This is a genomic window from Corynebacterium hesseae (assembly GCF_037850265.1).
GTDB classification, from domain to species: domain Bacteria; phylum Actinomycetota; class Actinomycetes; order Mycobacteriales; family Mycobacteriaceae; genus Corynebacterium; species Corynebacterium hesseae.
Map to the genome: position 1 here is coordinate 94,530 of NZ_CP137211.1, position 24,602 is coordinate 119,131.

A 24,602-nucleotide genomic window follows, 5' to 3' on the forward strand; every position below is an offset into this window, starting at 1 on the left:
CATAGCGGAACTTTAGAAAGGCAGCTTCCGGAAGATCGCCTGCGGGATGAACTTGAATCCCAAGGACACGTACTCAAACAGCGGGTGCACGAAGATGGACTGCTTGCCGTCCAGGACCGCCTTGACGGTGGCCTTGGCCACGTCGGAGACGTTGACGGTCAGTGGCGCTTCGCCGGCTTCCGCCGACATCTTGGTGCGGACCTGGCCCGGGCGAACCACGAGCACGTTGGCGCCGGAGCCGCGCAGGGCCTCACCGAGGTTGATGAAGAAGCCGTCCACGCCGGCCTTGGAGGCGCCGTAGACAAAGTTGGAGCGGCGCACGCGCATGCCGGCGACGGAGGAAATCGCCACGATGGTGCCGTGGCCCTGCTCCTTGAACTTCTGGCCGAGCAAGACGCCAAGGGAGACCGGTGCGGTGTAGTTGGTCTGGGCGGAGGCGACGGCCTTGGCCTGGTCCTGCCACAGTTCTTCCTGGTCACCGAGGGTGCCGAAGGCGATGATGGCGACGTCGACATCGCCGCGCTCAAAGGCGCGCTTGACGACGTCCCCGTGGCCCTCGAAGTCAGTCGCGTCAAAGTCGATGACCTCGACGTCGCCGCCGCGGGACTCGATGGTCGCGCGGGCATCCGCGATGCGCGGGGAGTCGGCGCGTGCCGCGAGGGTGACCTTGGCCGGGCCGCGCTCGAGGAATTCTTCGACGATGCCCAGGCCGATTTCGGAGGTGCCGCCGAGAAGGAGGATGTGTTGTGCTTGGCCTACTGCATTCAGCATGAGGTGATTCCTTTCTAGTGCAGCTCGAGGCGGCGGGACATATCGGAGGCGAAGACGCCGGTCGGGTCGATGTCGTTGCGGGTCTTGAGCCAGCCCTCGAGGCCCGGGTACATCTTGTGGAAGTTCTCCGCCGAGGTGCGGGACTCCTTGGCCAGGTAGAGGCGGCCGCCGAATTCCATGACGCGCTTATCCAGATCGTCGAGGAAGGCGCCCAGGCCCGGCTTGATGGGGAAGTCCACGCAGACATTCCAGCCTGGCATCGGGTAGGACAGCGGGGCCTTGTTTCCGGGGCCGAAGAGCTTGAACACGTTGAGCGCGGAGTAGTGGCCGGAGCGCTGCATGTCCAGAATGATCTCCTTGAAGGGCTCGACGGCGTCGGTCGGCACCACGAACTGGTACTGCAGGAAGCCGTTGGAACCGTAGCCACGGTTCCACTCGCCGATGAGATCCAGCGGCTGGTAGAACTGCGTGAGGTTCTTGACCTGGTTACGCGCCGGGGCGCCCATGAGGTAGTAGGCCTCACCGATAGCCATGAGGGAGAGCTTGTTCATGGTGAAGTTCGGGAAGATATCCGGAACCGTCATCAGCTGCGGAGCATTGAACTTCAGCGGGTCCTTCGCCAGCTTCGGGGCGAGCTCCTCGAGCTGCTCCAAGGTGGCCAAAGAGCCGCGCGAAATGGTGGAGCGGCCCAGCTTCGGCTCCGGGGAGATGACGTCGAACCACGCGGAGGAGTACGTGTAGTTGTGCTCCGAGCCATCGGAGTGGAAGGCCACGGTTTCATCGAGGTTATCGGTGCGGTCGGTATCCGCGATGAAGTAGGCGGTTTCGGTCTTGGTCATCTTGATCTGCGCGCGCAGGATGATGCCGGTCAGGCCCATGCCGCCGACGGTGGCCCAGAAAAGATCTCCTTCTGGATCCTCATCTGAGCCCTCTGGGCTCAGATGTAGTACGCGGCCATCGGCGACGAGCAGCTCCATGGAGGTGACGTGGTTACCAAAGGAACCGGCGGAGTGGTGGTTCTTGCCGTGGATGTCCGGGCCGATAGCGCCGCCGATGGTGACCTGGCGGGTACCCGGCAGGACAGGAACCCACAGGCCGTAGGGCAGAGCGGCCTTCATGAGCTGGTCAAGGGTGACGCCACCGTCGACGTCGACAATGCCCGACTCCGGATCGATGGAGTGGATCTTGTTGAGGGGTTGCATGTCGATGACGAGGCCACCGGCGTTTTGCGCGGGGTCACCGTAGGAACGGCCCATACCGCGGGCGATGACGCCACGGCGCAGGTGGGCGGGCTTATCAGCGTTGTCCTCAGCCACCTGGGCGACGGCAGTCTTGATGACGTCGACGTCTGGGGTGGACAAAACGTGGGCGGTTGTCGCCGCCGTGCGGCCCCAACCGTGGAGGGACTTCTCAGTAGTATGCAGTTCCATCTCTTACTCTTTGATTCGATGTGATGGGTCGGTTCTCTACCCTACCTAGGTGACAGTGCCTGTGGCGTGAGTGAAAACGTGAGATTAGGTACAAAAGCCAAGTAAACGGAACATTTGTACTGTCCGGTTATGTGGTTTTAGTTCGGAATTAGTACAGATCCATAATCTCGCGGATCTCTTCCGGCAGCTCTTCCTGGGAGGTAATCTCCGGGCCTTCGTAGGCGCGCAGGATCTCATAGACGCGCCCGCGCGAAGCTGAGTCGAGGATGGGGAGTTCCTCGGCGATGAGCCGCGTCATGAAACCATTGAGCGGCAGCGAGGTGTGTTCAGTGGCCAGATAGTGGCCGTGGCGCTTGTCTTCCTCGGCGCGCTCATCTTGCGCTGCTCGCTGGGCCGGGGTGAGGTGCTCTTTTTTGGAGGAGTACATGCACGGTAGCCTACCGCCCGCCTAAAGTGGGGCGGTATGACTTCTCCCAAGCAAGACAATTATGCGCTGGATGACACCCTTGCCGGACGCATCACCCAAGCTGCGGCCGTGGGCATCATGACCGCGTTCCCTGACTGGATCAAGAATAAGACTGCGCTCGTTTTCGCCTACGTGCTGTCCTTCCTCGGATTCGGCGCGCTCGTGGCTATCACTAATGCAGAGAGCCACGAGGACCGCCCGGAGCCGGAGACCCCCGACGTTCCCGTGTGGGCCATCCCGGTTGCCTTCGCCATTCTGCTGCTTGGTGGATGGATCACCGTGAAGACTGAGCAAAGCGTGGTCCGGTTTATTCGCCGCCGTGGGGCGGCAAAACCCTGGACGGTATGGGGCGGAATTAGTGCTGCCATCGTCCTCATCCTTAGCGAGCTTGAAGCACGCGAGCTCACCGCGCGTAACTAAAAATGCGTATGGTGGGGCACATGAGCTCACAGGTCACAGATTTGGCGCAGGTCCGCGCCAATCGTGGTGAAACCCTCCTGTGCCAGGTATCCAATGTTCGCGCAGAAGCAGAGGTTCACCGCCAGATCGGTTTCTCTGACGCGCTCACGTTGGAAGAGCTCCACCACATTCTTGAAATCTGCTTCGGGCTGCCGCAAGAGGATTCACCGTGGCACTTCTTTGAGCACACAGATGCCCGCGGCCAGCGCATCGATCCGAGCCACACCGTGCGCGAATTCTTGAGCCGCGAAGGCGAACAGGTTGATTACGCCTGGGGGCTGTGGGACTTTGAAATCGTTGTGGTGGAGACCTACCCGCGCGATAGCGGGACGCCGGAGGCCCTGTGCGTGGGCGGTTCCGGCTCTTTCCAGACCCCCTTTGATCTCACCGCCGTGAATGCGGAGCTAACGGGCCAGGAAACCATCGATGAGGTGTTGGATCTTGTTATTAGTCCCGTCCGCGCGCTGATTGAGAGAACCCGTCTCTACGACTTCGTTCCGCTCCTCCAAGCACTGGACCTGAAGCGTGAGGTAAGCATTGATGCTCAGGCGTTCCGCCAGCTGCGCACCTTGCCGCGCGAGGTGACGAATGAGGGCAAGGATGCTTTCTGGTCCATGGCTCTGGCACTGTCCTGCATGGGCGGGCGCGAGTTGACTGATTCCGTCGTAGAGACCGCCATGGCGGCGCTGGGTTGGGTCGACGATGACGGTGAGGAATTACGCGGTTCGGCGATTCGGGAGCTGTGCTCGGCGTCGCTTAAGGTTTTGTCATCCCTCGGCGCCTATGGCGAAGATGCCGTCGCGCCCGTGGACCGCCTGGACATTTACCGCGCCCTTATCCGCGGGTAGAGTATTTCGCCGTGACTGAACCTACCTCTAGCATGAAGACCCAACTCGTGCGCTTCGTGTCCGTTGGTGTTTTCACCGCGGCGATTGATTATGGCCTGACCCTCTTCCTTACTTATTTGGGTTTGCATCGTTCCCTGGCGAAGGCGATTGGCTGGGTCTTCGGCACCATCGCCGCCTACGTGGCCAATGCCCGGTGGACTTTTGGTGCCCAGGTTTCCGGCCGCACCGCCGGTGCCGTGGGCTTGCTGTACCTGTCCACCTTTGCAGTACAGAATTTCCTGTATTGGGTGCTCAACGCCCCGCTGATCAGCTTGGGCTTTGAAGGCGCGGTCAAGGACACCATCGCCTTCGTCATCGCACAAGGCGTTGCCACGGTGACCAACTTCGCCATTCAGCGCGCCTTCATCTTCAAAGGAAAGTAACCATGGCTGGTCGCGCCGAACGCCTCTCACGGTCGAATTCCCTGCAGGCGCAGGGCGCGAAGTTTGCAATCACGGGAGCCATTGCCGCGCTTATCGACGTCTCCCTGACCTGGCTCTTTCAAATTGGTTTAGGTATGTTCGGCGATGTGGCCTCGCGGACCGTTGGCTTTGCCGCCGGCACCTTGGTGGCTTATTTATTGAACCGGCGGTGGACCTTCAACGCGCGGGCATCGAAGCGCCGCTTTGCTGCCGTGTTTGCCACCTACGCCATGACCTATGCGATCAACATTGTGCTGTATCGCTGGGCTTTCCCCTTCTTTGATCACACGCTGGACTGGCCTTCGTCCTGGGCGCTGGCGGTCGCTTTCGTGATTGCCCAGGGCACGGCAACGCTTATCAACTTCTTTGTGCAGCGGTGGGTGATCTTCCGCAGCACGCGCAAGTCCTTTGAGGTTTAGGGCCGGCGGAAGTCTTCCTTGCGTCCGCGGTTGTGCAGGCGCAGCCATTCCATGAATCCCTTCACGTCATGCTGCTGCACGATGAAGAACCAGCCAAATCGCGCGAATTCTTGCGGTAGCAGCTTGCGCATGCCGCGCTGCCACAGAAGGTAGCCGCGGTTGCGGTAGGTGAAGAAGCGCTTGAACTCGCCCTCCGGGTATTGCGTGTGCATTTTGCCGCCGAGGATGGGCTTGAACTCATCGGAGCCATCCGGGTGCAGGTAGCTCGTGGTCAGCGCGGTGCCGAAGTTTAGGCCCGAGTTGACCAGGCGGCGGTGATACTCCACCTCATCGCCGCGGATGAACAGGCGGTAGTCCGGAACACCGATGATCTCCATGGCTTCTGCGGAGATGAGCGCGCCGTTGAAGAGGGAGGCAATGCCGGGGAGGAAGTCACCCTCCAGCTCGTTCATGTAGCGCCGCCACACCAGGCCCTGGCGCAGTGGGAAGGCCAGCTTGGCGGGCTCATTGATATTGCACACGGCGGGGGAGACTTCGTGGAGTGCGTGGTTTTCCGCAACACGGTAGAGCTCCTCTAGCACCTGGTGGTCGGCGGGCCGTCCGTCATCATCCGCACACCACACCGCATCCGCGCCCAGGGCCAGAGCCGTCAGGAATCCCAACGCGAAGCCGCCGGCACCGCCCAGATTGGTTTCGGAAGGCACGTAGACGCCGCGCTCGCCGGCCAGTTCGTGGAGGAGCTCCTTCACTGCTGCTTCCGCACCGTTATCCACCACGATCACCCACTGCACCGGGTGCGTCTGGTTCACCACCTGCTCAAGGGAGGCGCGCAGCAGCTCCACGCGCTGGTGGGTGACGATCACAGCGGCCGTTGTTCCGGCCTGGGACAGGGTGGCAGTCATGGGTTCTATTGTGCCACCCGCATGTGGCGCTCAGGTGCGTGACATGGAGGTGGCCGAGGTTTAGGCGTTGAAGCCCGGAATCTTGATGAGACCGGAGTTCACAGCATTGACAACACCAGCAATGAGGCCCAGCACAATCGCGGCGATGGAGGTGCCAACGATGATCTCAGCGGTGGTGCCCACCGGGTATTCCTTGGCAGTGTCATTCTTCAGGGAAGACATGGCCACGTCCTTGGCGGAGCCGGCAGTCTCAAGTCCTTCTTTGATTTCCTCAGGAGTGCTGCTGCCCTCGCTGCTGCCTTTGCTGCTGATAGCTTCAGCGCCCTTCTCAATGCCGTAATCCACGGAGGAGGCGAAGCCGTCACCGCCGACGAGTTCCTTAGCCCCTTGCTTCAGGATGTAGCCAAAGACCTCAGCCTCGGAGACCTCAGAAGAACCCTTCTCAGTAGCAGTAGCCGGGGCGATGGACAGGGACAGTGCAGTGGCGGCGGCAACGGCAGCGGCAGCGGCGGTGAAACGCTTCATGGAGGTACTCCTTGGAAGAAAGGTAGAGGTAGCGAAAGTAAAGAAAATGATAAAGAAGTGAAGGCTAAAAAGTATGCGATATGGAAAAGCTCCAGCCCTTAAAGGACTGGAGCTAGAACTTCAAAGCTAAAAGCTTGATGCGTTCAAATTAGAACGGAAGGGAAACGCCCGGGATCAGGCCGTTCTGAACTGCAGTGTAAGCAGCGCCGAGGACGGCAGCGGCGATGCCAACGCCCCAGAGGATGTCAGCGGTGGTGCCAAGAGCGTAGTCGTTCTCGGCGTCGTTCTTCCAAGAGGACTTGTAGAACTTAGCGTGAGCCTTCGTAGAGCCGCGAGCTGCGTCAGAGTCCATATCGTCGATGGCATCCGAGCTGGTCTTGGAAGATTCCTGGTGAGGGTCGGAGATGCCGTTTGCGGCTGCGACGAAGCCAGCACCAATCAGCGTGCCTGCATCTTCCCAATCGCCTTGGGTCTGTGCAGAGGCAACACCAGTGGACAGGGACAGTGCGGTAGCGGCGGCAACAACGCCAGCAGCGAAACGCTTCATGATAGGGCTCCTTAGAGTCTAGAGAGAACGATTCCTGTGCTTCAGGATCTTGCTTATCTTAAGTGGATTGGATTGAGGAAAAGAAGCAAATAGAAAAAGTTTCTATCGCGCTGCACCCATACAGGGGTATGCATTTTTCCAGCGCATGGGCCCAATGGCTGGGGTCAGTGCACAGTAGAGTGGCCTTATGACTGCGAGAAGCGTTGAAGAAATGTGGGCTCCCTTTCGAGTTTCCATCCACGTGGGTGAGCTGACCTTACGCGTGCTGCGTGATAGTGACATTGCCGCGATTCATGGCGTTACCGCCGCTGAGATTTTTGGTGAGCCGCTACCGGATTACACGTTTCCGTGGTTGAAGCAGAAGCCGGATCCGAGTTTCCGGTGGGCGCACCGCGCGCAGATGTCCCCGGAGGAGTGGTCGCTCGACTTCGGAGTGCATCTTGATGGTGAAGTCATTGGTTCGGTGGATCTGCGGGCGAAGAATTTTCCCGATAACCATGAGGTCGTAACCGGATCGTGGATCTACCACCGCCTTCAGGGCCGCGGGATAGGTACGCAGGTCCGCCACGCCGCTGCGGTCTTTTGTTTTGAATACCTGGGTGCGCGCCGGCTGCGCTCAGAATGGGAGCCGGGGAACGAGGCGTCGCAGGCTGTATCGCGCAAGCTGGGCTACACCATCGAAGGCAACAAGGCCGTGCTGCGCAAAGAGGACTACCAGCCGTGGCCGGAAGTGAATGTGCGTGGCATGAGCGAGGAACTGGGCGAGCTGCTTGGGGTGAGGTGCCCTAAGTGACGAAAGTATGGCCGACCATTCGCTGAGGCCCGAAAAGTTTGGCAACTAGGGCAGTAGGAACAGCAAGATTTCCGTGAAAGCAAGTGAATTGTTGCCTGTTTTCACGGAAACTTAGGCGTTCTCCTCGTTGTCGAAGCGCTTGCGTAAATCCCGCACGTACTGGCCCACCTCAGGGCCTTCGTATTCACCGACGACCTCGGAGACCTCGCCCACCGAGCGAATCTGGCCGTGGTCGATCCACAGGGCGGTATCGCACAGCTGGGCCAGGAAGTCATTGGAGTGGGAGGCAAAGACCAGGATGCCGGAGCGCTTCACCAGGTCCTGAAGACGGACGCGGGCCTTGGCCATGAAGGCGGCGTCGACGGCGCCAATGCCTTCGTCGAGAAGCAGGATCTCCGGCTCAATGGAGGTCACCACGCCCAGCGCTAGGCGCACGCGCATACCGGTGGAGTAGGTGCGTAGCGGCATGGAGAGGTAATCACCCAGCTCAGAGAATTCCGCGATCTCATCCATCTTGGCCTTCATCTGCTTGATGGTCTGGCCCAGGAAGAGGCCGCGGATGATGATGTTGTCGTAGCCGGAGACCTCCGGGTCCATGCCCACGCCGAGGTCGAAGACGGGGGCCACGCGCCCGCGGACATCGGCGGCGCCGCGGGTGGGCTCGTAGATGCCGGAGAGCAGGCGCAGCAAGGTTGTTTTGCCCGCGCCGTTGTGGCCAACGAGGCCGACGCGATCGCCCTCACGCAGGTGGAGGTTGATGTCCTTGAGCGCTTCCACCATGACCACGTTCTGGTCATTCTTGCCGATGGAGCCACCGGCCGTGGAGAGCATCGCCTTCTTGAGAGAGCGGGACTTGGCATCAAAGATGGGAAAGTCCACGCAAGCGTTATACGTATCAATGGAAACCATGGACGATCCTTTCTAGACCCAGTAGGAGACGCGGAAGCGCCACTGGCGCATGGCCAGGCCGGCGATGAGCAGACCGGCGACGGTGCAGGCGATGACGATGAGCCAGTGATAACCGGCGACGGGCTCGCCGATCATGGGGGCGCGGATGATCTCCATGTAGTGATACAGCGGGTTGATCTCAGCGATGCGTGCGCGGCTGGCCACGGCACCTCCCTGATCCTTCAGGGTGTTGGTCATCCACACGATCGGCGTGACGTAGAAGAGCAGCTGGGTCAGCGCCTCCAGCAGCGGGGCAACGTCACGGAAGCGGGTGGCAATGATACCGAAGAACATGGCAACCCACACGCCGTTAACCAGGAAGAGTCCTAGCGCAGGGATGAACAGGAAGAACTCCCAGCCCAAGTGGCGCGGGAAGATAAGAATGAGCAACAGCCAGATGATGAGGTTGTGACCCAAGAAAAGGGTTTGCCGCCAGACCAGGCGGTAGACGTGCACCGACAGTGGCGCGGGCAGCTGTTTGATTAAGCCCTCGTTGTCGATGAAGACCGTCGAGCCTTCTTTGATGGCGCCCGAAATGAAGTTCCACATAATCAGGCCCACGGTCACGTGGGGCAGGAACTCCGCCACGGGGATCTGGAAGAGCATGGAGTACAGCAGGCCAAGCGCCGCGGCCATGACACCGGTCGCGATGGTGATCCAGAACGGACCCAGCACCGAGCGGCGGTAGCGCTGCTTGATGTCTTGGATGCCCAGCTTGAACCACAGCTCGCGCTGGCGAGCGCCTTGCAGGAGATCGGCGAAGGCCGCCGACATGGTCATGGAACGCGAGGCCGGCTCCTCGCCGGGTGCAGGCGCGGAGGTCATGCGGGCGACGTCGTCACGCAGGTTTTTCTTGTCTTGCACGCCCTTCACCCTAGCGCGCACGTCCCACAAACACCTACACACACGCCCGTAACCTGGGAAAACACGGGCGAGCTGGGAAAACCGAGGGTTAGGAAAGATTCAGGTGGGGCGTATAGAGTAGGGGGCGTTCATCCGCATCGGAAGGAAGGGTTGAAGCATGACGGAACAGTATGACGTCGCCAGCGTGCGAGGTCTTTACACTGGTCTGTCCGATGGTTGGACCTACCTGAACGCGCATGCCGCGCCGCAGATTGCGGAGCGCGTGGCCTCTGGTGTTGCCCGTTCTTTCCGCATGTCCGCCACGGTGAAGCCGCTGGAGGACGCCGTGGGTGCGCACTCGGCGCACAACGATCCGGGGGAGCTCCACGCGGCAGACATGTATGCCTCCGCGCGCCGGGCGGTGGCGGATCTCACGGGTGCCACGGCGGAACGGGTCATCCTGGGCCCGTCCTTGCCGGTGCTTTACCAGTCCTTGGGCGTTGCACTGCGCCCGCTGCTGCGCCGCCAGTCTTCGGTGGTGCTCTCCCGCTTTGATTCGCCGGAGATGACACGCGCGTTTGAGCACGTGGGTGCTGATATTCGGTGGGCGCAGCCGGATTTGGGTACGGGCGAGCTCCCAGCCTTCCAATACGCCGATCTGGTTGATGGCTCGACGCGATTCGTCGCTTTTTCCGCCGCGCACGAGCTGCTGGGCACGGTCACGCCGGCCTCGGACATAGTTGATGCGGTCCATGAGCGTTCGCGCGCATGGGCGCTTGTCGACGTCTCATCGATCGCCCCCTACCGTCTCCTCGACTTTGATGCGATTGGGGCAGACATTCTTGGTGTGGATGTGGGCGCGCTGGGTGGCCCGCAGATGGCGGCGCTGGTCTTCCGCGATACCGCGATGTTCCGCCGCCTCGATGAGATTGTCGTTGGTCCGGTCTCCGCGGGCTTGGCGGGTGGCGTTGGGCCCTTGGTGGATCATCTGGCAGAACTTGCCGGCGGGGAGCGCGGTTCGCGCCGCGTGCGCCTGACGCGTTCGATGGAAGCCCTCGCGGGTTACATGGAGGATCTCACGGGGGATCTCTATAGCTTGTTGGGCACGCTGCCGGCCGTTCACATCCTGGGCGTGACGGGTGAGGCGGCTGCCGACGCCTCCGATGATCGCCTCCCGCGCCTGACCTTCGCCGTGCGCGACGTGCCTGCGGATGTGATCCACCGCCGGCTCTTCGACAATGGCTTGGTTACTACCATCGCCCCGCACACCCCGCTGCTCACGGAGATGGGCGTGGAAGAGGTCGGCGGTGCCGTCACGGTCTCGTTGAGTCCGTTTAGCACGTACCACGACGTTGAGCACTTGACCCGCGTGGTCGCGTCCCTGGCTTAGACCTCGAGGACAAGCTTGCCCGTGACCTCGCCGGAGTCGAGGGCTTGGTGGGCTTCGGAGGCGTCGGCAAGCGCGTAGGTAGCGTGCAAATGGTGCTTGACGCTGCCGTTCTCCAGCCAAGGCCAGACGTTCTTAACGGTATCCGCAACGATGGCGGCCTTGCCCTCCAGCGAGCGGGAGCGCAGCGTGGTGCCCTGCAGGGTCAGGCGCTTGTTAAGGAGGATGCCCATGTTGAGCTCGGCCTTTGTGCCGCCCTGCATGCCGATGGTGACCATGTGGCCGCCCTTAGCTAGCGCGATGAGGTTCTTTTTGAGGTACTTCGCACCCATGATGTCGAGGATGACATCGCACTGGTTCTTCAGTTCCTCGGCGAAGTCCTGCTCGTTGTAGTTGATGAGGGTATCCGCGCCGAGTTCCTTGCAGGTCTCGAGCTTTTCGTCCGAGCCAGCCGTCACCGCGACGGTGGCGCCGAGGTTTTTCGCCACCTGGATGGCGAAGGTGCCAATGCCGCCCGCGCCGCCGTGGATGAGGATGGTCTGGCCCTTATTTAGTTTCGCCTCCATCGCGATGTTCGACCACACGGTGCAGGCCACCTCGATGACGGATGCGGCCTCGGCAAAGGAATAGCCGCTGGGGATGGGCAGCAGCTGGCCCTTGGGTACGGCGACGTATTCGGCATAGCCGCCGCCGGCCAGCAGTGCGCCGACCTTGGAGCCAACCTCGACGTCGGTGTCGCCTGCATCGACGACTTCGCCTGCGACTTCGAGACCAATAATCTCCGAAGCGCCCGGCGGCGGCGGGTAGTGCCCGCGGGCCTGGAGCAGGTCGGCGCGGTTCACACCGGCGGCTTTGACTTTAACGAGGACTTCGCCGGCTTGGAGTTGTGGCTTATCGGCTTCCCCCAACTCCAGTGAGTGTGGGTCTTCCAGATTGGTCTGAATGATGGCTTTCATGCCACACCACCGTACTTAAATCCAATCATCCTCGACGAGAAACGCGTTGACCGCGATGGCTGCGGCGTTGGCCTCGCCCATCGCTACTGCCATCTGTGCCGGCGGGTTAACCACGTTGCCCACGGCCCAGATGCGCGGGTGGCTGGTGGCACCGGCGGGGCCCACCTTGATGAGGCTTCCGCCCATCGCAGCCGGCGGGCTGTGGCGTTCGAGGTTGAGGTCAGCGAGGAACTCATCGTGCGGGTGAGGAACAGGCATGTAGAACAGGGCGTCGACGGCATGTTCGCTGTCTCCAACCAGGACCTTTCCATCTTGGAAGGAGGTGACGGGGCCGTCGACAAGCGCAATGCCGCGCCGAGTCAGGTCCGCGCGCTGCTCCTCGGTGAGCTCCATGCCGTTGGTGAAGAAGGTGATGTCCTTGGACCACTGGCGCAGGAGTGCCGCATGGTGCAGGGAGAACTCGCCGATGCAGAGAACGCCGAGCTTCTTGTCCGCCACCTCGAACCCGTGGCAATAAGGACAGTGAAGGACTGTATCTCCCCAGTTTTCTTCGAGGCCCGGGATGTTTGGATGTACGTCGTCCACGCCGCTGGCGACGATGATGGAGCGGGCCGCGACGGTCTCCCCGTTGCTCAACGTGGCGGTGAGCGTGCGGTCATTATCGGTAACGGAATCTACGGTGGCGTTCGCGATTGTTACGCCGTAGCTGCGCAGCTGCTCTTTGCCGCGCTCCTGGAACTCAAGGGGTGGCGTGCCCTCGAGGGCGATGACACCGTGGATTTCGTGGGCGAAGCGGTTGCGGGGAGTGGCGGAATCAACAACGAGGACACTGCGGCGGGCGCGGACCATGACCAGCGCTGCCTGAAGGCCGGCTGCGCCACCGCCGATGATGAGGGAATCGACTGTCTGCATGGGCCCGAGTAAACCAGAGCAAGGTGCGTGCGGCAATGGTTTTCGGTAGGTTGTGTCGGGCGCTTTGCACAACGTGATGAGGCGAATTCTTCTCCCGCGGCGGAGTCTAGTACTCTGAACGTGTTGCGCGCGGTGCATGCTGACGCGTGACGAGGAGGCGTGGCAGAGCGGCCGAATGCACTGGTCTTGAAAACCAGCGTGGGGAAACTCACCGCGGGTTCAAATCCCGCCGCCTCCGCCAAAAGCTTTCGTATTTTTAGCAGTGGCGCTGGGCTATTCTAGTTCCATGGCCAATCGGCAAATATTCCTCCGCCCAGAGTACAGCCACCCAAGCTCGCTGTGGCCGTCTAAAGAACTCATAGTTTCTGGGGCCAATAGAATCGGATTCTATCTTCCTGAAGACTTAGGAATTGAGTCCGATCTGGGATGCGAAATCCTTGAGTGGACGGAGGAGTTTCAGCAGAATTTCCTCGAGAAACCCGATAGCTTTCGCCAGCGTCCGCGTTGGAAGGACCAATTCGATAGATTTCGATGGTACGACGCGGGATGGCGTATTACTCACCAATTAAGGGAGCTTTTTCCATCGGTACAGATTGTTCCCCAGTTCGCTCAATTCGTTTTCTCCGTTAATGAGCGAAGAGAAAATGCAGGGAAGAAGCCCTTATGCCTCCCCGGAGAACAACTCACAGGGTTTGTATCCATTAGGGATGTGAGGAATGACGATTAAGGGAAGTTATCGCTCTACGGCGTCAGGCATTGTCTCCGTTGTTCATCGCTGCAGTCACCCAGCTCAGAACGCATCCTGCCAATAGGAATCCGCCAATTTGCAGGTGGGTGGCCCAGTTTCCGCCGCCGCCAGGCAAGGCGAGAAAAATTGAAAATGCAACTGCGGCAAGGCAGTGGATGGCTAACCGGCTATGTGCGCCTAGACGTCGTTGTGGCCAGGCTTTCCCGATGGCCCAGCTCACTGCTGTGAGAATGACATAAAAGACGATTCCCGCTAAGGCTCCTGGAACAAGGTAGAGCATGGATTCATCTCCTTTGGAGGAGGAAAAGATTGTAGCGACGAACAGAGCACCTTACAAGTGTTCTGGTACCGTATTGTTGTACCACAACGTGGAGGTTGGACATGTCGATTAGTGCTTCGGAAGCTCGCCGTACTCTTTTCCCCCTGATTGAGAAGGTAAATCAGGATAGGGATGCCGTAGAGATCGTGTCCCGCAATGGGAACGCTGTCTTGATGTCAGCGGACGACTATTCGGCGTGGGTGGAGACTGCTTACCTTTTCCGATCTCCAGCTAATGCCCGCCGGCTATTGGAGTCTTACGAGCAAGCGCTTAATGGAAAAGCGGAAGAACACGACATCAATCTGGATGCGTAAATGCTTTTGTCATGGACCCCGCACGCGTGGGATGACTACCTGTACTGGGAGCGCAAGGATCGGAAAGTCCTCAAGCGGGTCAACCAACTCTTGAAGGACATGATGCGGGACCCTTTTGAAGGAATCGGAAAACCGGAACCGTTAAAGTACGGAATTCCGAATGCGTGGTCGCGGCGAATCACGGACGAGCACAGGATTGTCTATCTAGTCGAAGACGGCGAGCTTAGGATCCTGCAGGCTCGCTATCACTACTGATTCGCCCCGCCAAGATGCGAGGTAGCGCCTCCGCTGCGGTGGCGGTGACCACCACGCTGGCAAGCGGCGAGAGGTCGGTGGGCTGCGGGGTGACTTCCACGATCGGGATGCCGCGTGCGTGGGCAATCTGTGGCAGGCCGGCGGCGGGGTAGACCACGCCGGAGGTACCCACGATGAGCAGCGCGTCCGCGGTGGACATGCGGCGCTCGGCCTCAGCCCATTCGTCGTCGGGCAGGGCCTCGCCGAACCACACCACGCCCGGGCGCACGAGCCCGCCGCACACGGGGCACTCGGGTGGCGTGATGCTCTCGACCGGTTCGTTCGGCAGTGCAATGTCCTCGTCATAAGGCGTATCGCAGTCGGTGCAGCGGAAGGAGAACAAGGAGCCGTGTAGGTGAACCACGTCTTGGCTTCCTGCACGCTCGTGCAGGTTATCGATGTTCTGTGTGGTCACCGTCATGCCGCGTGCGGCAGCAATCGCGCGGTGCCCGGCGTTGGGCTCGGCCCGCTGCGCAAGCTGTGCGCGCCACAGATACCAGGCGAACATGGGCTTTGGCTCGGTTCGCCATGCGCTTATCGACGCCATCGCCACCGGATCCACATTCTCCCAAATCCCCGTCTGCGCATCGCGGTACGTGGTGATGCCGCTATCCGCGCTCATGCCCGCGCCGGTGAACACCTCGACGTGGGTGGCATCAGAAAGAATCGAGTGTGCGCGCTCAAACAGGTGCTCCATATGCCTAGAGTACGTCGATGAGCACGCAGAATGCTATGGATGCAGTGAGGGCGATGCCCATGCGCCACAGGTAGCGCCGGCCCGGTTCGTGCGCGGTGTTGATCTGCAGCTTCGATGGATTCGTGGGGAAGACTGCCATGCACATGGGGTCTGTGGGCTCGTTGTAGACGCCCATGCCACCGGCAAAACGAAGTGCTTCGTTGCGAACCTTTTCATCATCGTCGGTTGGTATGGCTTTCACAGCCTTCGCAGATGTCAGCGTTAACCGGACGCCCTGAATCATGATGAACACGGTGAAGGCTATCCACGCGGCCACGAGGAGAAAGCCCGAGAAGGGGATATCCGGAATGACGGTGCAGACCGCAGTGAGGCACACGCAGGCCGTCATGGTGAGGACTGTCTGGGCAATGAACGTGGAGGTCTTTCCAGTGAGCAGCTCCGCGCGCTGTGCCGTGGCCTCGGAGAACGGAAGAGTTGACTCTGCCGGAACATCCATTGTTTTTCGAGCCAGCGAGATCGGCGGCACGCACAGCGGCAGCGCAATGGCGAACACAACGCCGATCCACACCAGGACCGTTGCGTTGAGGAAAGATTTGGGCTCGAAGCGGTCCGGGTTGCCTGAGCCATCGAAGTGGACCGGGATGGGATCAGGCACCGAATCCCAGCGCAGCAGCATGTACACCAGCGTGAGAGCACACACCACAGCGGTAGCGACGTAATACTGGCGGCTTCTCATGCCAGTGAGTTTACAAGGCGACCGGCCGAGGACCTCTGCGAAAGGCGTCTGGCAAAAGGCATCTGTCAAAAGGCATCTTTGGGATTAAAACGCCATTTGCGCGGGGGTAAAAGGCGTTTTTGGCTCTGAAAACGCCTTCTGGTTGATGCCTTTTACAAGATGCCATGTGAGCAGAGGAGACTGAGCAAGAGTGCGGGCTATGTGTCGTTGTGCTCTTGTCAGGCGTCGATGCCGACGCGCAGCGAGTAGACGCTGCTGAAGCCGTGGGCGCGGAATGGATCTTCATTGGAGATGTGCTTAAAGGGCGACCGGCTGATTCTTTCCACGCTACGTGGTCTGGGTGAGCAGGTAGAGTCGAGCCCAAGCTGACCAAGAACCGGAAAGGACAGTAGCCGGCAATGGAACCTTATGTTGGAATTGTCGTGATGGAGCTTGCTAAGAAGTCCAGTTCATCTGCCCAAAGCTTCTTCCGCGAGGACTTTTATATTGTGTATGCGGAGTCGGAAGAGAAGGCTCGAGAGCGCGTTGAAGCGATGGCGAACGAGCAGGCCGATGGTGAGGACGTGAAGGTACGGCACATCGTGGATGTCGCGCCAGCCCTCTATGGTTATGTAGACCGCGATTGTGATCTCTACTCGCGGCACTTTGCGAACCTAGAGGACTACGAGCGTTTCGAGATGAAGCTCGGCGGAACCGACCCGTTGGCTGATTAATCGTAGACTTCGCGAAGAAACCTGCTGACTCTCTTCTGCATTGGCCTGGCTAGCTTTCGGAAGGCTTTCGCACCGCGCGGCGTGAAGTTAATTCTCCACGCCACGTTCGGCCTATAGTTCTTCAAGAGAAATGGTCTCTAGCTCGCCTCGGTGGGCGGCGTCGGCTTCGGCCTCGAGCTCGGAGATGTGCTCTTGCCAGGCGTCGATGCCGCCGCGCAGCGAGTAGACGTTGCTGAAGCCGCGGGCGCGCAGGGCCTCGACGGCCTGGGCGGAGCGCAGGCCGCTGGCGCAGTAGAGGACGGCGAGGTTGGCGGGGTCTAGGGGCGGGTTGTGGCCGGCGAGGATCTCATCGAGCGGGAGGTGCTGCGAGCCGGGGATGAGGGAGGCGGCGCGCTCGGGGGCGGTGCGGACGTCGATAAGCGTGGCGTCCTCTGGGATGTCGCGGATGTCGGTGGGGTTGTCGGGGCGCGCCGGGGTGGCGCCGTTCGCGCGCACGGGGATGTATTCCCAGGTCCCGGCGAGGGAATCGTAGTAGCCCAGCGTGCCGATGAGCGGGGTGCCGATTCCCGTGAGGAGCTTGAGCGCTTCGACGGCCAGGGCGGAGCCGGCGACGCCGACGACCGGTCCCATCACACCAGCCTGCGAGCAGGAGGGCACCTGCGGATCGGTGGGGAAGAGGTCTTCGTAGACCGGGCCGTGGCCGGAGTGGAAGACGGTGAGCTGCGCGTCGTAGCCCAGAAGCGAGGCCCACACGTGCGGAATGCCCAGCTCATGGGCAGCCCAGGAAGCCAGGTGGCGGGAGTAGAAGTTATCGGTTCCGTCGATGATGAGGTCAGCGCCGCGCAGTTGGTCTAAGGCGGTATCGGGTGTCAGGCGCGAGAACTGCTCGACGGTGCTCTCCGGGTTGAGGGCATTTAAGGCCGCGGCGGCTGATTCGGTTTTGGGCTGGCCTACGGTCGCCGTGGTGTGGATGACCTGGCGGTGCAGGTTGGAGAGGGAGACGGTGTCGTCGTCGAAAAGCAGGATGCGCCCCACACCCGCGCCTGCGAGATAGAGCAGGGCAGGCGAGCCCAAGCCGCCGGCGCCAATGACGGCGACGGTGGAAGAGCGAAGTTGTTCCTGTGTGGAGGGGCCCCAGAGGGCTTCCTGGCGTGCGTAGCGTGAGCTCATTCCAGGCCCACCCACGTGGTGGTGTCATCGGTGTGCAGTTGTTCCTTCCAGATGGGGACTTCCGCCTTGACGCGGTCGGCGCAGGCAGAGGCCGCTTCGAAGGCATCCTTGCGATGCGCGGAGGCGGCGGCGACGATGAAAGCGGATTCGCCGATTTCTAGTGTTCCAGTCCGGTGCGCGCACCAGAGGCGGACGGCGGGGAAAGCGGCGGCGACTTCGCCGGCGACGCGCTCAATTTCCTGCTGGGCTGAGGGGTGCGCGGTGTAGGTGAGGAGCTTGACGCCGCGGCCGGAATCGTGGTTGCGCACGATGCCGTCGAATAAAACGACAGCACCTGTTTCCGCGGTGGCGATGTCGGGGGCTGTGATGGTCTCAGCACTGATGTGCGCGCCGAGTAGGCCGAAGTTAGTGCTCATTGATGCCTTCCAGCTGGTTGATGATGTGGTTAAGAACTGGTTCGAGGACCGCGCAGCCGTCCTTGGCAGCACCCGTGGAGCCGGGCAGGGCCATGGCGAAGGTTGTGTTAGAAACTCCGGCAACGGTACGCGAGAGCGCCGCGGTGGGGATGGCCGCCGAGTGCGCGTAGAAGGCGTGGGCCAGGCCGGGCAGTTCGCGGTCAAGATGTGGGGTGAGCGCCTCGACGGTGCGATCATCTGGTGTGATGCCGGTGCCGCCGGAGGTGAGGATGACGGAGGGTGCATCGGCGAAGGCGGTGGCGAGGGCTGAGTCGATGTCGGCGTCCGCGACGACGACGGGCTCCGGGGTATCGAAGCCCTGCTCACGCAGGAAGTTCACCAGGATAGGGCCGGAGCGGTCTTCGTATTCGCCGGCGGCGGCGCGGGTCGAGGCAACAATAACGAGTGCGCGGCGGGTCATGAGAGCGGGAACACCTCCACGAGGTGGCCGGCTGAAAGCTGCGTATTAGCCGGGATACGGATGAGGGCAGTAGCACCGATGGCCTGGGACATCAGGTGGGAGCTGGTGCCGCCGAGGAAGGAGGCTTGGGCGATGCCGTCGGAGATGCTGATGGTTCCACGTCGGAATTGCTCGCGGCCGGTGAGGCCTTCGGCGGGCTCAGTAAGGTGTGCTCTAAATGGAGCGGGAGCGTGGCCGATAATGGGCGCCAAGTAGAGGCGGAAACTTACCAGAGTGGAGATGGGGTTGCCGGGGAAGCAGACAACGGGGACCTCGCCCAAACGTGATAGGCCCTGCGGGCCGCCGGGCTGCTGCGCCACGTGGCCGAACCATCCGTCCTCTTCAAAGATTTGGCGGATGACCTCAAACTTTCCGTGGGAGATGCCGCCGGAGGTAACGATGACATCGGGGCGGTGGGTGATGACGGCCTCGGCGAGGTCCGCGCGCAGGGCAGAAGGATCGTCATTCGTGCGCACGAAGCCGGCCACCTCGATGCCGTATTGCGCGGCCAAGGCTGCGAGCATGGGCGCATTGGAATCGGGGATGGTGGCCTCGCCCGCGCCACCGATTTCCGCACCACCGGTGCAGATGAGGATGCGGGCGGGCGCGAAGGTGAGGACCTCGGTGAGGCCCTGGGAGGCGAGGGTGGCGATGGAGGGGGCGTCGAGAAGCGCGTGCTCGTTGATGAGGGTCGTGCCTGCCTGGACATCGGAGCCCGCGCGGCGGATGAACTGTTCGGGGGCTGCCGGCACGGTGACCGTGGCGCCCTCTTCCGGGAAGTGCGGGGGCTCGCAGTGCTCGACGGGGACGATGGTGGCAGTGCCCTCAGGGACCTTCGCGCCGGTCATGATGGGGAGGGCGGTGCCTTCGGTGAGGTCCCCCGGAGGATCACCCGCCGCGATGGTGCGGCCGACGGTAAAGGTGCCGCCGTGTGTAGTCGGAAGCGCATAGCCATCCATCTGTGAATTATCGAAAGGTGGAAGGTTGTGCTCCGCGCGGTACGTCGCAGCGGCGCGGCGGCCGAAGGCGCTGCTCAGGGGTGTGGACACCACCCGGGGCTGCGGAAGGGCCGCGCGGACGGCGGCGAGGTGTTCCTCATAGGTGCGCATCGAGTTCCTTCCTGTCACGGAGGCTGGCATAGTGGCAACCATGGTTGATATACACTACTTTGCCGCAGCCCGCGCCGCCGCAGGGCGCGCGCAAGACACGGCGCAGGCGGCGACCTTGGGGGAGCTGTTGGACGTGTTGCGTGCTCGTCATACCGGCAGCACCGAGGCCGGCATGAGCTTTGCGGAGGTGCTGGGGCGCTGCACCTTCCTGGTGGACGGTGCGAGCGCTACCGAGGACGCCGTGCTTGGCCGCGCCTCCCGTGTCGACGTCCTCCCGCCTTTTTCTGGCGGTTAGTGTCGAGTTCGCAACGGGCTGGTGAAGAAGTTCACCACGCCGGAGACAAGCGCAAGCACAATCGCGCCGATGATGGCGGCACCCCAACCGTCGATGACGAGCGAGTCCATGAGCGCGCTGACGAGGAGGAGGACCGCGCCGTTGATGACGAGCGCGAAGAGGCCCAGTGTTAGGCAGGTCAGCGGTGCGCCGAAGAAGCGAAGCACCGGGGTGACGACCTCGTTGACGATGATGAAGACCGCCGCGATGAGCAGGAAATTCTGGGTGGTCGCAGGAACGATGTCGATTCCGGGGACAATCGCTACCACGGCCCAGAAGGCCACCGCGACGGCAATGACGTTGAGTGCAAAATTGATAAATGTCTTCACAACTGCACTCTAACGCGGAAACTAGCCCTCTGCACCGAAGGCCGCGTCCCAGGCCTTGAGCAGCGTCTCGGTCTCCTCCGCCGTAGTGACGGTGACGCGCACGCCCTCGGGGAAGGCGCGGACGAGGACGTCATTCTCCGCGAGCTGTGCGGCGACCTCCTGCGGGGAGCCCAGCTTCGCAATGCTGTCGGCGGCGAACCAGATGTGGTTGGCCTGGGACTCCGGAACGCCAAAGTCCGCGAAGTGCTCCACCAGGCGGTCGCGCTGCTTAACGGTCTCATCGGTGCGCTCACGCAGCTCCTTCTGCGCGGCCAGCGAGGCCGCTGCACCAACCTGCGCCACCGAGTTCACGGAAAAGGGGATGGCCACCTTGCTCAGTGCCTCGATGATCTCGGCATTGCCGAAGGCATAGCCCAAACGGATGCCGGCCAGGCCATAAGCCTTGGAGAAGGTGCGCAGGCCAATGACGTTGTCGTGGGTGTGGACATAGTCGGTGGCCAGTGGGACGGCATCGTTGCGGTTGTATTCGATGTAGGCCTCATCGAGCGCCACGATGACGTCCTTCGGAACCTTGGCCAAGAAGGCGTCGAACTCTTCCTTGGTGATGATGGAACCGGTGGGGTTATTCGGGTTGCACACGAAGATCAGGCGGGTCTTGTCCGTGATGGCAGCCGCCATAGCCTCCAAGTCCACGCGGTGGTCCGCGGTGAGCGGGACCTTGACCGGGGTAGCGCCCACGACCTGCGCGAAGATGGGATAAGCCTCAAAGGAGCGCCAGGGGAAGACAATCTCATCACCGGGCACCGAGGTGATCTGCACCAGCTGCTGGCAAATCGCGGAGGAACCCGCGCCGGTGGTGACCTGCTCAGGGCTAACGCCAAGGTTTTCGGCGAGTACCTTGCGGATTTCCACCGCGCCCATATCCGGGTAGCGGTTGACGTGCGCGACGGCAGTCTCCATGGCCTTCAGCGCGCCGGGCAGCGGCTCCTGGGTTGCCTCGTTGGAGGAGAGCTTCAAGGCGTGCTCGGCATTCTTGCCGGGGACGTAGACGGGTAGGGAGGAAAGGTCTGGTCGAATCATGTTCTCCACCTTAGGCGTTGCGGGGGCCGCGGGGCCCGAAGTCGAAATCAGCGGTCTGCGGGCCGAAGGCCTGAAGTCCCTTCGGCGCATCGAAAGCGTCGAGGCGCACCTCGAGGAAGGCACCGCGCTCCGGGTGGGCGGCGATATCCTCCAGGGCCTTGGCCAATTCGCCCTCGGTCGAGGCCACGTAGGACTCCATCGTGGTGTCCTTCATGAACACCTTCGGCAGAGCCGTGTAGTCCCACATCTGGATCTCGTTGTACTCGCGCTCCATGCCCAGGATGTAGCGCTCGATGGTGTAGCCATCGTTGTTGACCAGCACGATGATGGGCTTGAGGTCCTGACGCACGATGGTGGAGAGCTCCTGGGCGGTGAGCTGGAAGGAGCCATCACCGATGAAGAGGACGTGGCGACGCTCCGGGTTAGCCAGCTGCGAACCGAGCACGCACGGCAGGGTAAAGCCGATGGAACCCCAGATGGTGGAGTTGATGTACTGCACGCCCTCGGGCATGCGCTGCTGGCCCAGACCGATATTGGAGGTGCCAGCCTCGGCGATGACCACGTCATCTTCCTGGATGAAGCCGAGCATCTGCGGCCAGATGCGCTCCTGGGTCAGCGGGGCATCCGGGTTCGGCTCGAAGGGCTCGGGCTCGAAAGCCGCGCTTGTCGATGCCCCGGCTTCCGGGATGCGGTCGAGGAGGACGTCGAGAAGCTCCAGCGTATTGATGCCCACGAAGTACTCGCCGTCAGCGTTGAGGTGCTGGTCGCCGAAGTTATAGACGCGGGCATCGGCCAGGTTGTGGGTGAAGGAGCCGGAGTTGACCTCGATGAAGCGCGGGTTTGTGGTGACCAGGAAATCGGATTTTTCGATGCGCTCCTGCACGCCCGGTGCCGACGCCGCGCCGTTGTATGTGCCGATGAAGAGCGGGTGGCGCTCAGACAAGATGGCCTTGCCAGAAGAGAGCTGGGAGTAGGGCAGCTGGGCCTTGTCGATGATGGCGCGGAACTTCTCCGTGAAACCGTGGCGGTTGGTGTCCTGATCGATGAGGATGATCGGGTCCTTGGCCTTCGCGAGGTGCTCCAGCACGTAGTCCGCAGCGGCGTTCAGGCGCTCCGGATCGGAGGGCGCCAGCTCGGTGGAGAAAGGCTCGTCGGGGACCTCGATGCTCAGGTGCGTGATATCGGAAGGAATCTGGATGTGGACCGGGCGTTTCTCGCGCAGGCAGGTGTGCAGGGCGCGGTCGAATTCCTCGACCACGTTCATGGGGGACACACGCGTGGCTACTTCGGTGAAGGGCGCGAAGGAGTCCAGCATGTTGGCAAAGTCGCCGTCGGCAAGCGAGTGGTGCAGGTTCCAGCGGAACTCCGTGGCGTACTGCGGCGGCGCGCCCGCCAGCGACACCAGCGGGACGTGTTCGGCACGTGCACCGGCGATGCCGTTGAGGGCGGAAAGCTCGCCCACGCCATAGGTGGTGAGCAGGCAGCCGACGCCTTTCTGGCGGGCATAGCCGTCGGCGGCATAGGCGGCGTTGAGCTCGTTGCAGGCGCCGACGAAGCGGATGCCCTCGGAGGCCTCAATCTGCTCGAGGAAGCTCAGGTTGAAGTCACCGGGCACGCCGATGATTTCAGTAATGCCGATGGCCTTGAGGCGGTCCAGGATGAAATCACCAATGGTGGTCTGCATGATGAGGGTCCTTTCTATTTATTTCGGGCGTCGTGGCGCTTCTTGCCCAGCCAGATGAGGGCCAAGGCCACAATCCAACAGGGTAGGACAATGGCGCCGGTGCGGTAGTCCGGCAGCATGAACATCAAAACGATGACGAGAGCGAAGAAGGCCAAGCACAGGTAGTTGGCGATGGGGTAGAGGGGTGCGCGGAAGGCGGCGTTCGGGCAGCGCTTGCGGAAGTTCAGGTGTGCTACGGCAATGGCGGACCAGGAGATGAGCTCCGCGCCGACGATGATGGCGAGGAGAACGATCAGGATCTTGCCCTCGAAGAGGAAGTTAAGTAGCACGGCCGAGCCCATGAGCAGGGCGTTGAAAAGCAGAGCGCGAACCGGCACGCCCTTGGCGCTGACGGAATTGAAGAAGGGCGGGGCTTGGCCGCCGCGGGAGAGATCCCGCAACATACGCGCGCCGGAGAAGGTCATGGTGTTGAACACGGAGACGGCAGCGACGAGCACGATGAGGTTAAGGCCCGTGGCCGCGGCACTAATTCCCAGGGTGCTCAGCGCGCGCACGAAGGGCGAGGTGGAGGTATCGAGCTCATTCCACGGGGCGAGCAGCACGATGATGCCGATGCCGCCGACGTAGAAGATGAGAATGCGCCAGATCACGTTGTTGATGGCCTTGGGCAGGCTCTTGGCGGGATCTTGGGCCTCGCCCGCGGCGGTACCGATGGAGATGATGCCACCGAAGGAGAAAATCACCGCGACGAGGGAGAAGAGCACACCGGCGGCACCGTTAGGGAAGAAGCCTCCGTGCTCGGTGATATTGCTCAAGCCGAGGGCGGGCTCCGGGGTAAGGCCGAAGACGATGGCCGCGCCGACGACGATCATGAGGATGAGTGCGACGACCTTGATGAGGGAGAGCCAGAACTCCGCCTCGGCGAAGGCGCCGACGTGCACCAGGTTGATGGCGGTGACGATGACGAGCGCGACGAGGGCGGTGAGCCAGTGCGGGATGCCGGGGAACCAGAAGTCCATGATGGTGCCCGCGGCGGTGAGCTCCACCATGCCGACGACGATGGTGGTAAACCACCAGTTCCAGCCGGTAACAAAGCCGGCGATGGGCCCGATGTATTCGCGGGCGTAGGCGCTGAAGGAGCCGGCGACGGGGTGCTCCACGGCCATCTCACCGAGCATGCGCATGATGAGGAAGATGATGAAGCCGCCGATGGCGTAGGCGGCGATAACGCCGGGACCAGCCTCCTGGATGGAGGCACCGGAGCCCAAGAAGAGGCCCGTGCCGATGCATGAGCCGAAGGCGATCATTTGCAGGTGGCGCGATTTCATGCCGCGCTGCAGGCCGTCGTCTGCACTGGTGTTATCGCTGGCGACAACGTCCTGTGCCCTGACGGAATTGTTGGTTGTGGTCATGTAGACGCCCTTCATGAACGTATATGTGTGACGTGGGTCATTTAGCTGTAGGAGATTATTGTGCAGCACAGTTTTGTTTGT

Annotated in this window: 31 protein-coding genes and 1 tRNA gene; 11 read left to right on the forward strand and 21 right to left on the reverse strand. The window is 61.7% G+C overall.

The features are described from left to right. Window positions 1-12: 12 nt before the first annotated feature. The 3 genes from R3O64_RS00485 to R3O64_RS00495 form a co-directional block, all read right to left on the reverse strand. Entirely contained in the window at window positions 13-771 is a 759-nt protein-coding gene (locus R3O64_RS00485) for a decaprenylphospho-beta-D-erythro-pentofuranosid-2-ulose 2-reductase (RefSeq protein WP_070520274.1), read from the reverse strand. 14 nt (window positions 772-785) lie between these two features. Continuing rightward, entirely contained in the window at window positions 786-2,201 is a 1,416-nt protein-coding gene (locus tag R3O64_RS00490; RefSeq protein ID WP_339017109.1) for an FAD-binding oxidoreductase, read from the reverse strand. 148 nt (window positions 2,202-2,349) lie between these two features. Then, window positions 2,350-2,628 carry a hypothetical protein gene (locus R3O64_RS00495; protein WP_101736501.1) on the reverse strand — a complete coding sequence of 93 codons (279 nt, stop codon included), beginning with the start codon at window positions 2,626-2,628 and terminating at the stop codon, window positions 2,350-2,352. 36 nt (window positions 2,629-2,664) lie between these two features. On the opposite strand from R3O64_RS00495, the gene R3O64_RS00500 reads away from it, so the two are divergent. Genes R3O64_RS00500 through R3O64_RS00515 form a run of 4 tightly spaced genes read left to right on the forward strand, consistent with a single transcriptional unit; the run spans window position 2,665 to window position 4,854 of the window. Then, a complete protein-coding gene (locus tag R3O64_RS00500; protein WP_101736500.1) occupies window positions 2,665-3,087 on the forward strand; it encodes a hypothetical protein in 423 nt (140 codons plus the stop codon). Window positions 3,088-3,107: 20 nt separating this feature from the next. Continuing rightward, window positions 3,108-3,974, forward strand: coding sequence for a hypothetical protein (locus R3O64_RS00505; RefSeq protein ID WP_070533529.1), 867 nt, complete (start codon window positions 3,108-3,110; stop codon window positions 3,972-3,974). A 32-nt stretch (window positions 3,975-4,006) separates the two neighbouring features. Further along, the gene (locus R3O64_RS00510; RefSeq protein WP_070520260.1) at window positions 4,007-4,396 is read left to right on the forward strand and encodes a GtrA family protein; all 390 of its coding nucleotides are present in this window, start codon (window positions 4,007-4,009) and stop codon (window positions 4,394-4,396) included. A 2-nt stretch (window positions 4,397-4,398) separates the two neighbouring features. Then, on the forward strand, window positions 4,399-4,854 hold the full coding sequence (locus tag R3O64_RS00515; RefSeq protein ID WP_239248773.1) for a GtrA family protein: 456 nt from the start codon (window positions 4,399-4,401) through the stop codon (window positions 4,852-4,854). On the opposite strand, the gene R3O64_RS00520 is transcribed toward R3O64_RS00515, so the two are convergent. The 3 genes from R3O64_RS00520 to R3O64_RS00530 form a co-directional block, all read right to left on the reverse strand. Continuing rightward, window positions 4,851-5,756 carry a glycosyltransferase family 2 protein gene (locus R3O64_RS00520; RefSeq protein ID WP_339017110.1) on the reverse strand — a complete coding sequence of 302 codons (906 nt, stop codon included), beginning with the start codon at window positions 5,754-5,756 and terminating at the stop codon, window positions 4,851-4,853. The two genes, R3O64_RS00515 and R3O64_RS00520, sit on opposite strands and share 4 nt — an antisense overlap. Before the next feature lie 60 nt (window positions 5,757-5,816). Continuing rightward, entirely contained in the window at window positions 5,817-6,281 is a 465-nt protein-coding gene (locus tag R3O64_RS00525) for a hypothetical protein (RefSeq protein WP_339017111.1), read from the reverse strand. A gap of 148 nt (window positions 6,282-6,429) precedes the next feature. Next, window positions 6,430-6,828, reverse strand: coding sequence for a hypothetical protein (locus R3O64_RS00530; RefSeq protein WP_070564145.1), 399 nt, complete (start codon window positions 6,826-6,828; stop codon window positions 6,430-6,432). Window positions 6,829-7,015: 187 nt separating this feature from the next. Here R3O64_RS00530 and R3O64_RS00535 point away from each other — a divergent pair, with 187 nt between their 5' ends. Then, a complete protein-coding gene (locus tag R3O64_RS00535; protein WP_339017112.1) occupies window positions 7,016-7,621 on the forward strand; it encodes a GNAT family protein in 606 nt (201 codons plus the stop codon). Between the two features lie 111 nt (window positions 7,622-7,732). Here R3O64_RS00535 and R3O64_RS00540 read toward each other — a convergent pair whose 3' ends face one another. After that, entirely contained in the window at window positions 7,733-8,530 is a 798-nt protein-coding gene (locus R3O64_RS00540) for an ABC transporter ATP-binding protein (RefSeq protein ID WP_070561654.1), read from the reverse strand. Between the two features lie 12 nt (window positions 8,531-8,542). Further along, window positions 8,543-9,394: an ABC transporter permease gene (locus R3O64_RS00545; protein ID WP_070533525.1), complete on the reverse strand. Its 852-nt coding sequence runs from the start codon at window positions 9,392-9,394 to the stop codon at window positions 8,543-8,545. 196 nt (window positions 9,395-9,590) lie between these two features. On the opposite strand from R3O64_RS00545, the gene R3O64_RS00550 reads away from it, so the two are divergent. Next, window positions 9,591-10,802 carry an aminotransferase class V-fold PLP-dependent enzyme gene (locus R3O64_RS00550; RefSeq protein WP_070520243.1) on the forward strand — a complete coding sequence of 404 codons (1,212 nt, stop codon included), beginning with the start codon at window positions 9,591-9,593 and terminating at the stop codon, window positions 10,800-10,802. Here R3O64_RS00550 and R3O64_RS00555 read toward each other — a convergent pair. Together R3O64_RS00555 and R3O64_RS00560 are read right to left on the reverse strand one after the other, a co-directional pair. Continuing rightward, complete coding sequence (locus R3O64_RS00555) at window positions 10,799-11,755, reverse strand: NAD(P)H-quinone oxidoreductase (RefSeq protein ID WP_339017113.1); 957 nt, start codon at window positions 11,753-11,755, stop codon at window positions 10,799-10,801. The genes R3O64_RS00550 and R3O64_RS00555 overlap by 4 nt on opposite strands. A 15-nt stretch (window positions 11,756-11,770) precedes the next feature. Beyond that, entirely contained in the window at window positions 11,771-12,667 is an 897-nt protein-coding gene (locus R3O64_RS00560; RefSeq protein WP_339017114.1) for an NAD(P)/FAD-dependent oxidoreductase, read from the reverse strand. A gap of 153 nt (window positions 12,668-12,820) precedes the next feature. Between R3O64_RS00560 and R3O64_RS00565 the strand changes: the two genes are divergently transcribed. Continuing rightward, a tRNA-Ser gene (locus R3O64_RS00565) sits at window positions 12,821-12,908 on the forward strand. Between the two features lie 508 nt (window positions 12,909-13,416). On the opposite strand, the gene R3O64_RS00570 is transcribed toward R3O64_RS00565, so the two are convergent. Continuing rightward, on the reverse strand, window positions 13,417-13,695 hold the full coding sequence (locus tag R3O64_RS00570) for a hypothetical protein (RefSeq protein WP_154762313.1): 279 nt from the start codon (window positions 13,693-13,695) through the stop codon (window positions 13,417-13,419). A 101-nt stretch (window positions 13,696-13,796) separates the two neighbouring features. On the opposite strand from R3O64_RS00570, the gene R3O64_RS00575 reads away from it, so the two are divergent. Next, window positions 13,797-14,048: a type II toxin-antitoxin system Phd/YefM family antitoxin gene (locus R3O64_RS00575; protein ID WP_070818031.1), complete on the forward strand. Its 252-nt coding sequence runs from the start codon at window positions 13,797-13,799 to the stop codon at window positions 14,046-14,048. Next, the gene (locus R3O64_RS00580; protein ID WP_070596290.1) at window positions 14,049-14,303 is read left to right on the forward strand and encodes a Txe/YoeB family addiction module toxin; all 255 of its coding nucleotides are present in this window, start codon (window positions 14,049-14,051) and stop codon (window positions 14,301-14,303) included. It begins immediately after the preceding gene. Here the strand turns inward: R3O64_RS00580 and R3O64_RS00585 are convergent. Continuing rightward, complete coding sequence (locus R3O64_RS00585) at window positions 14,272-15,039, reverse strand: NAD-dependent deacylase (RefSeq protein ID WP_154762314.1); 768 nt, start codon at window positions 15,037-15,039, stop codon at window positions 14,272-14,274. The two genes, R3O64_RS00580 and R3O64_RS00585, sit on opposite strands and share 32 nt — an antisense overlap. A gap of 4 nt (window positions 15,040-15,043) precedes the next feature. Continuing rightward, window positions 15,044-15,775, reverse strand: a complete 732-nt coding sequence (locus tag R3O64_RS00590; RefSeq protein ID WP_070533423.1) for a DUF1648 domain-containing protein — start codon at window positions 15,773-15,775, stop codon at window positions 15,044-15,046. 398 nt (window positions 15,776-16,173) lie between these two features. Between R3O64_RS00590 and R3O64_RS00595 the strand changes: the two genes are divergently transcribed. Continuing rightward, complete coding sequence (locus R3O64_RS00595; RefSeq protein WP_010188343.1) at window positions 16,174-16,488, forward strand: DUF4288 domain-containing protein; 315 nt, start codon at window positions 16,174-16,176, stop codon at window positions 16,486-16,488. A 111-nt stretch (window positions 16,489-16,599) separates the two neighbouring features. Here R3O64_RS00595 and R3O64_RS00600 read toward each other — a convergent pair whose 3' ends face one another. From R3O64_RS00600 to R3O64_RS00615, 4 genes are read right to left on the reverse strand one after another with little or no spacing between them, the layout of a single operon-like run. Next, window positions 16,600-17,658: a ThiF family adenylyltransferase gene (locus R3O64_RS00600; protein ID WP_339017115.1), complete on the reverse strand. Its 1,059-nt coding sequence runs from the start codon at window positions 17,656-17,658 to the stop codon at window positions 16,600-16,602. Further along, window positions 17,655-18,074: a molybdenum cofactor biosynthesis protein MoaE gene (locus R3O64_RS00605; RefSeq protein ID WP_101736487.1), complete on the reverse strand. Its 420-nt coding sequence runs from the start codon at window positions 18,072-18,074 to the stop codon at window positions 17,655-17,657. The genes R3O64_RS00600 and R3O64_RS00605 overlap by 4 nt, the downstream gene beginning before the upstream one ends. Continuing rightward, entirely contained in the window at window positions 18,064-18,534 is a 471-nt protein-coding gene (locus R3O64_RS00610) for a MogA/MoaB family molybdenum cofactor biosynthesis protein (protein ID WP_070624687.1), read from the reverse strand. The genes R3O64_RS00605 and R3O64_RS00610 overlap by 11 nt, the downstream gene beginning before the upstream one ends. Beyond that, window positions 18,531-19,682, reverse strand: coding sequence for a molybdopterin molybdotransferase MoeA (locus tag R3O64_RS00615; protein WP_339017116.1), 1,152 nt, complete (start codon window positions 19,680-19,682; stop codon window positions 18,531-18,533). The genes R3O64_RS00610 and R3O64_RS00615 overlap by 4 nt, the downstream gene beginning before the upstream one ends. Window positions 19,683-19,722: 40 nt before the next feature. On the opposite strand from R3O64_RS00615, the gene R3O64_RS00620 reads away from it, so the two are divergent. After that, window positions 19,723-19,977 (forward strand): MoaD/ThiS family protein, encoded by a 255-nt coding sequence (locus R3O64_RS00620; protein WP_339017117.1) that lies wholly within the window; start codon window positions 19,723-19,725, stop codon window positions 19,975-19,977. Here R3O64_RS00620 and R3O64_RS00625 read toward each other — a convergent pair. From R3O64_RS00625 to R3O64_RS00640, 4 genes are read right to left on the reverse strand one after another with little or no spacing between them, the layout of a single operon-like run. Beyond that, window positions 19,974-20,345: a phage holin family protein gene (locus R3O64_RS00625; protein WP_070533413.1), complete on the reverse strand. Its 372-nt coding sequence runs from the start codon at window positions 20,343-20,345 to the stop codon at window positions 19,974-19,976. The genes R3O64_RS00620 and R3O64_RS00625 overlap by 4 nt on opposite strands. Before the next feature lie 21 nt (window positions 20,346-20,366). Further along, entirely contained in the window at window positions 20,367-21,425 is a 1,059-nt protein-coding gene (gene hisC / locus R3O64_RS00630; protein WP_239248761.1) for a histidinol-phosphate transaminase, read from the reverse strand. A gap of 10 nt (window positions 21,426-21,435) precedes the next feature. After that, window positions 21,436-23,109 (reverse strand): alpha-keto acid decarboxylase family protein, encoded by a 1,674-nt coding sequence (locus R3O64_RS00635; protein ID WP_070596316.1) that lies wholly within the window; start codon window positions 23,107-23,109, stop codon window positions 21,436-21,438. A 14-nt stretch (window positions 23,110-23,123) separates the two neighbouring features. Then, the gene (locus R3O64_RS00640; protein WP_257964769.1) at window positions 23,124-24,521 is read right to left on the reverse strand and encodes an amino acid permease; all 1,398 of its coding nucleotides are present in this window, start codon (window positions 24,519-24,521) and stop codon (window positions 23,124-23,126) included. Window positions 24,522-24,602: the final 81 nt, after the last annotated feature.

Excerpts from the sequence above, each read along its gene's own strand:
- R3O64_RS00485 (WP_070520274.1), bottom strand. The coding sequence starts at position 771 with ATGCTGAATGCAGTAGGCCAAGCACAACACATCCTCCTTCTCGGCGGC.
- R3O64_RS00490 (WP_339017109.1), bottom strand. The coding sequence starts at position 2,201 with ATGGAACTGCATACTACTGAGAAGTCCCTCCACGGTTGGGGCCGCACG.
- R3O64_RS00495 (WP_101736501.1), bottom strand. The coding sequence starts at position 2,628 with ATGTACTCCTCCAAAAAAGAGCACCTCACCCCGGCCCAGCGAGCAGCG.
- R3O64_RS00500 (WP_101736500.1), top strand. The coding sequence starts at position 2,665 with ATGACTTCTCCCAAGCAAGACAATTATGCGCTGGATGACACCCTTGCC.
- R3O64_RS00505 (WP_070533529.1), top strand. The coding sequence starts at position 3,108 with ATGAGCTCACAGGTCACAGATTTGGCGCAGGTCCGCGCCAATCGTGGT.
- R3O64_RS00510 (WP_070520260.1), top strand. The coding sequence starts at position 4,007 with ATGAAGACCCAACTCGTGCGCTTCGTGTCCGTTGGTGTTTTCACCGCG.
- R3O64_RS00515 (WP_239248773.1), top strand. The coding sequence starts at position 4,399 with ATGGCTGGTCGCGCCGAACGCCTCTCACGGTCGAATTCCCTGCAGGCG.
- R3O64_RS00520 (WP_339017110.1), bottom strand. The coding sequence starts at position 5,756 with ATGACTGCCACCCTGTCCCAGGCCGGAACAACGGCCGCTGTGATCGTC.
- R3O64_RS00525 (WP_339017111.1), bottom strand. The coding sequence starts at position 6,281 with ATGAAGCGTTTCACCGCCGCTGCCGCTGCCGTTGCCGCCGCCACTGCA.
- R3O64_RS00530 (WP_070564145.1), bottom strand. The coding sequence starts at position 6,828 with ATGAAGCGTTTCGCTGCTGGCGTTGTTGCCGCCGCTACCGCACTGTCC.
- R3O64_RS00535 (WP_339017112.1), top strand. The coding sequence starts at position 7,016 with ATGACTGCGAGAAGCGTTGAAGAAATGTGGGCTCCCTTTCGAGTTTCC.
- R3O64_RS00540 (WP_070561654.1), bottom strand. The coding sequence starts at position 8,530 with ATGGTTTCCATTGATACGTATAACGCTTGCGTGGACTTTCCCATCTTT.
- R3O64_RS00545 (WP_070533525.1), bottom strand. The coding sequence starts at position 9,394 with ATGACCTCCGCGCCTGCACCCGGCGAGGAGCCGGCCTCGCGTTCCATG.
- R3O64_RS00550 (WP_070520243.1), top strand. The coding sequence starts at position 9,591 with ATGACGGAACAGTATGACGTCGCCAGCGTGCGAGGTCTTTACACTGGT.
- R3O64_RS00555 (WP_339017113.1), bottom strand. The coding sequence starts at position 11,755 with ATGAAAGCCATCATTCAGACCAATCTGGAAGACCCACACTCACTGGAG.
- R3O64_RS00560 (WP_339017114.1), bottom strand. The coding sequence starts at position 12,667 with ATGCAGACAGTCGATTCCCTCATCATCGGCGGTGGCGCAGCCGGCCTT.
- R3O64_RS00570 (WP_154762313.1), bottom strand. The coding sequence starts at position 13,695 with ATGCTCTACCTTGTTCCAGGAGCCTTAGCGGGAATCGTCTTTTATGTC.
- R3O64_RS00575 (WP_070818031.1), top strand. The coding sequence starts at position 13,797 with ATGTCGATTAGTGCTTCGGAAGCTCGCCGTACTCTTTTCCCCCTGATT.
- R3O64_RS00580 (WP_070596290.1), top strand. The coding sequence starts at position 14,049 with ATGCTTTTGTCATGGACCCCGCACGCGTGGGATGACTACCTGTACTGG.
- R3O64_RS00585 (WP_154762314.1), bottom strand. The coding sequence starts at position 15,039 with ATGGAGCACCTGTTTGAGCGCGCACACTCGATTCTTTCTGATGCCACC.
- R3O64_RS00590 (WP_070533423.1), bottom strand. The coding sequence starts at position 15,775 with ATGAGAAGCCGCCAGTATTACGTCGCTACCGCTGTGGTGTGTGCTCTC.
- R3O64_RS00595 (WP_010188343.1), top strand. The coding sequence starts at position 16,174 with ATGGAACCTTATGTTGGAATTGTCGTGATGGAGCTTGCTAAGAAGTCC.
- R3O64_RS00600 (WP_339017115.1), bottom strand. The coding sequence starts at position 17,658 with ATGAGCTCACGCTACGCACGCCAGGAAGCCCTCTGGGGCCCCTCCACA.
- R3O64_RS00605 (WP_101736487.1), bottom strand. The coding sequence starts at position 18,074 with ATGAGCACTAACTTCGGCCTACTCGGCGCGCACATCAGTGCTGAGACC.
- R3O64_RS00610 (WP_070624687.1), bottom strand. The coding sequence starts at position 18,534 with ATGACCCGCCGCGCACTCGTTATTGTTGCCTCGACCCGCGCCGCCGCC.
- R3O64_RS00615 (WP_339017116.1), bottom strand. The coding sequence starts at position 19,682 with ATGCGCACCTATGAGGAACACCTCGCCGCCGTCCGCGCGGCCCTTCCG.
- R3O64_RS00620 (WP_339017117.1), top strand. The coding sequence starts at position 19,723 with ATGGTTGATATACACTACTTTGCCGCAGCCCGCGCCGCCGCAGGGCGC.
- hisC (WP_239248761.1), bottom strand. The coding sequence starts at position 21,425 with ATGATTCGACCAGACCTTTCCTCCCTACCCGTCTACGTCCCCGGCAAG.
- R3O64_RS00635 (WP_070596316.1), bottom strand. The coding sequence starts at position 23,109 with ATGCAGACCACCATTGGTGATTTCATCCTGGACCGCCTCAAGGCCATC.
- R3O64_RS00640 (WP_257964769.1), bottom strand. The coding sequence starts at position 24,521 with ATGACCACAACCAACAATTCCGTCAGGGCACAGGACGTTGTCGCCAGC.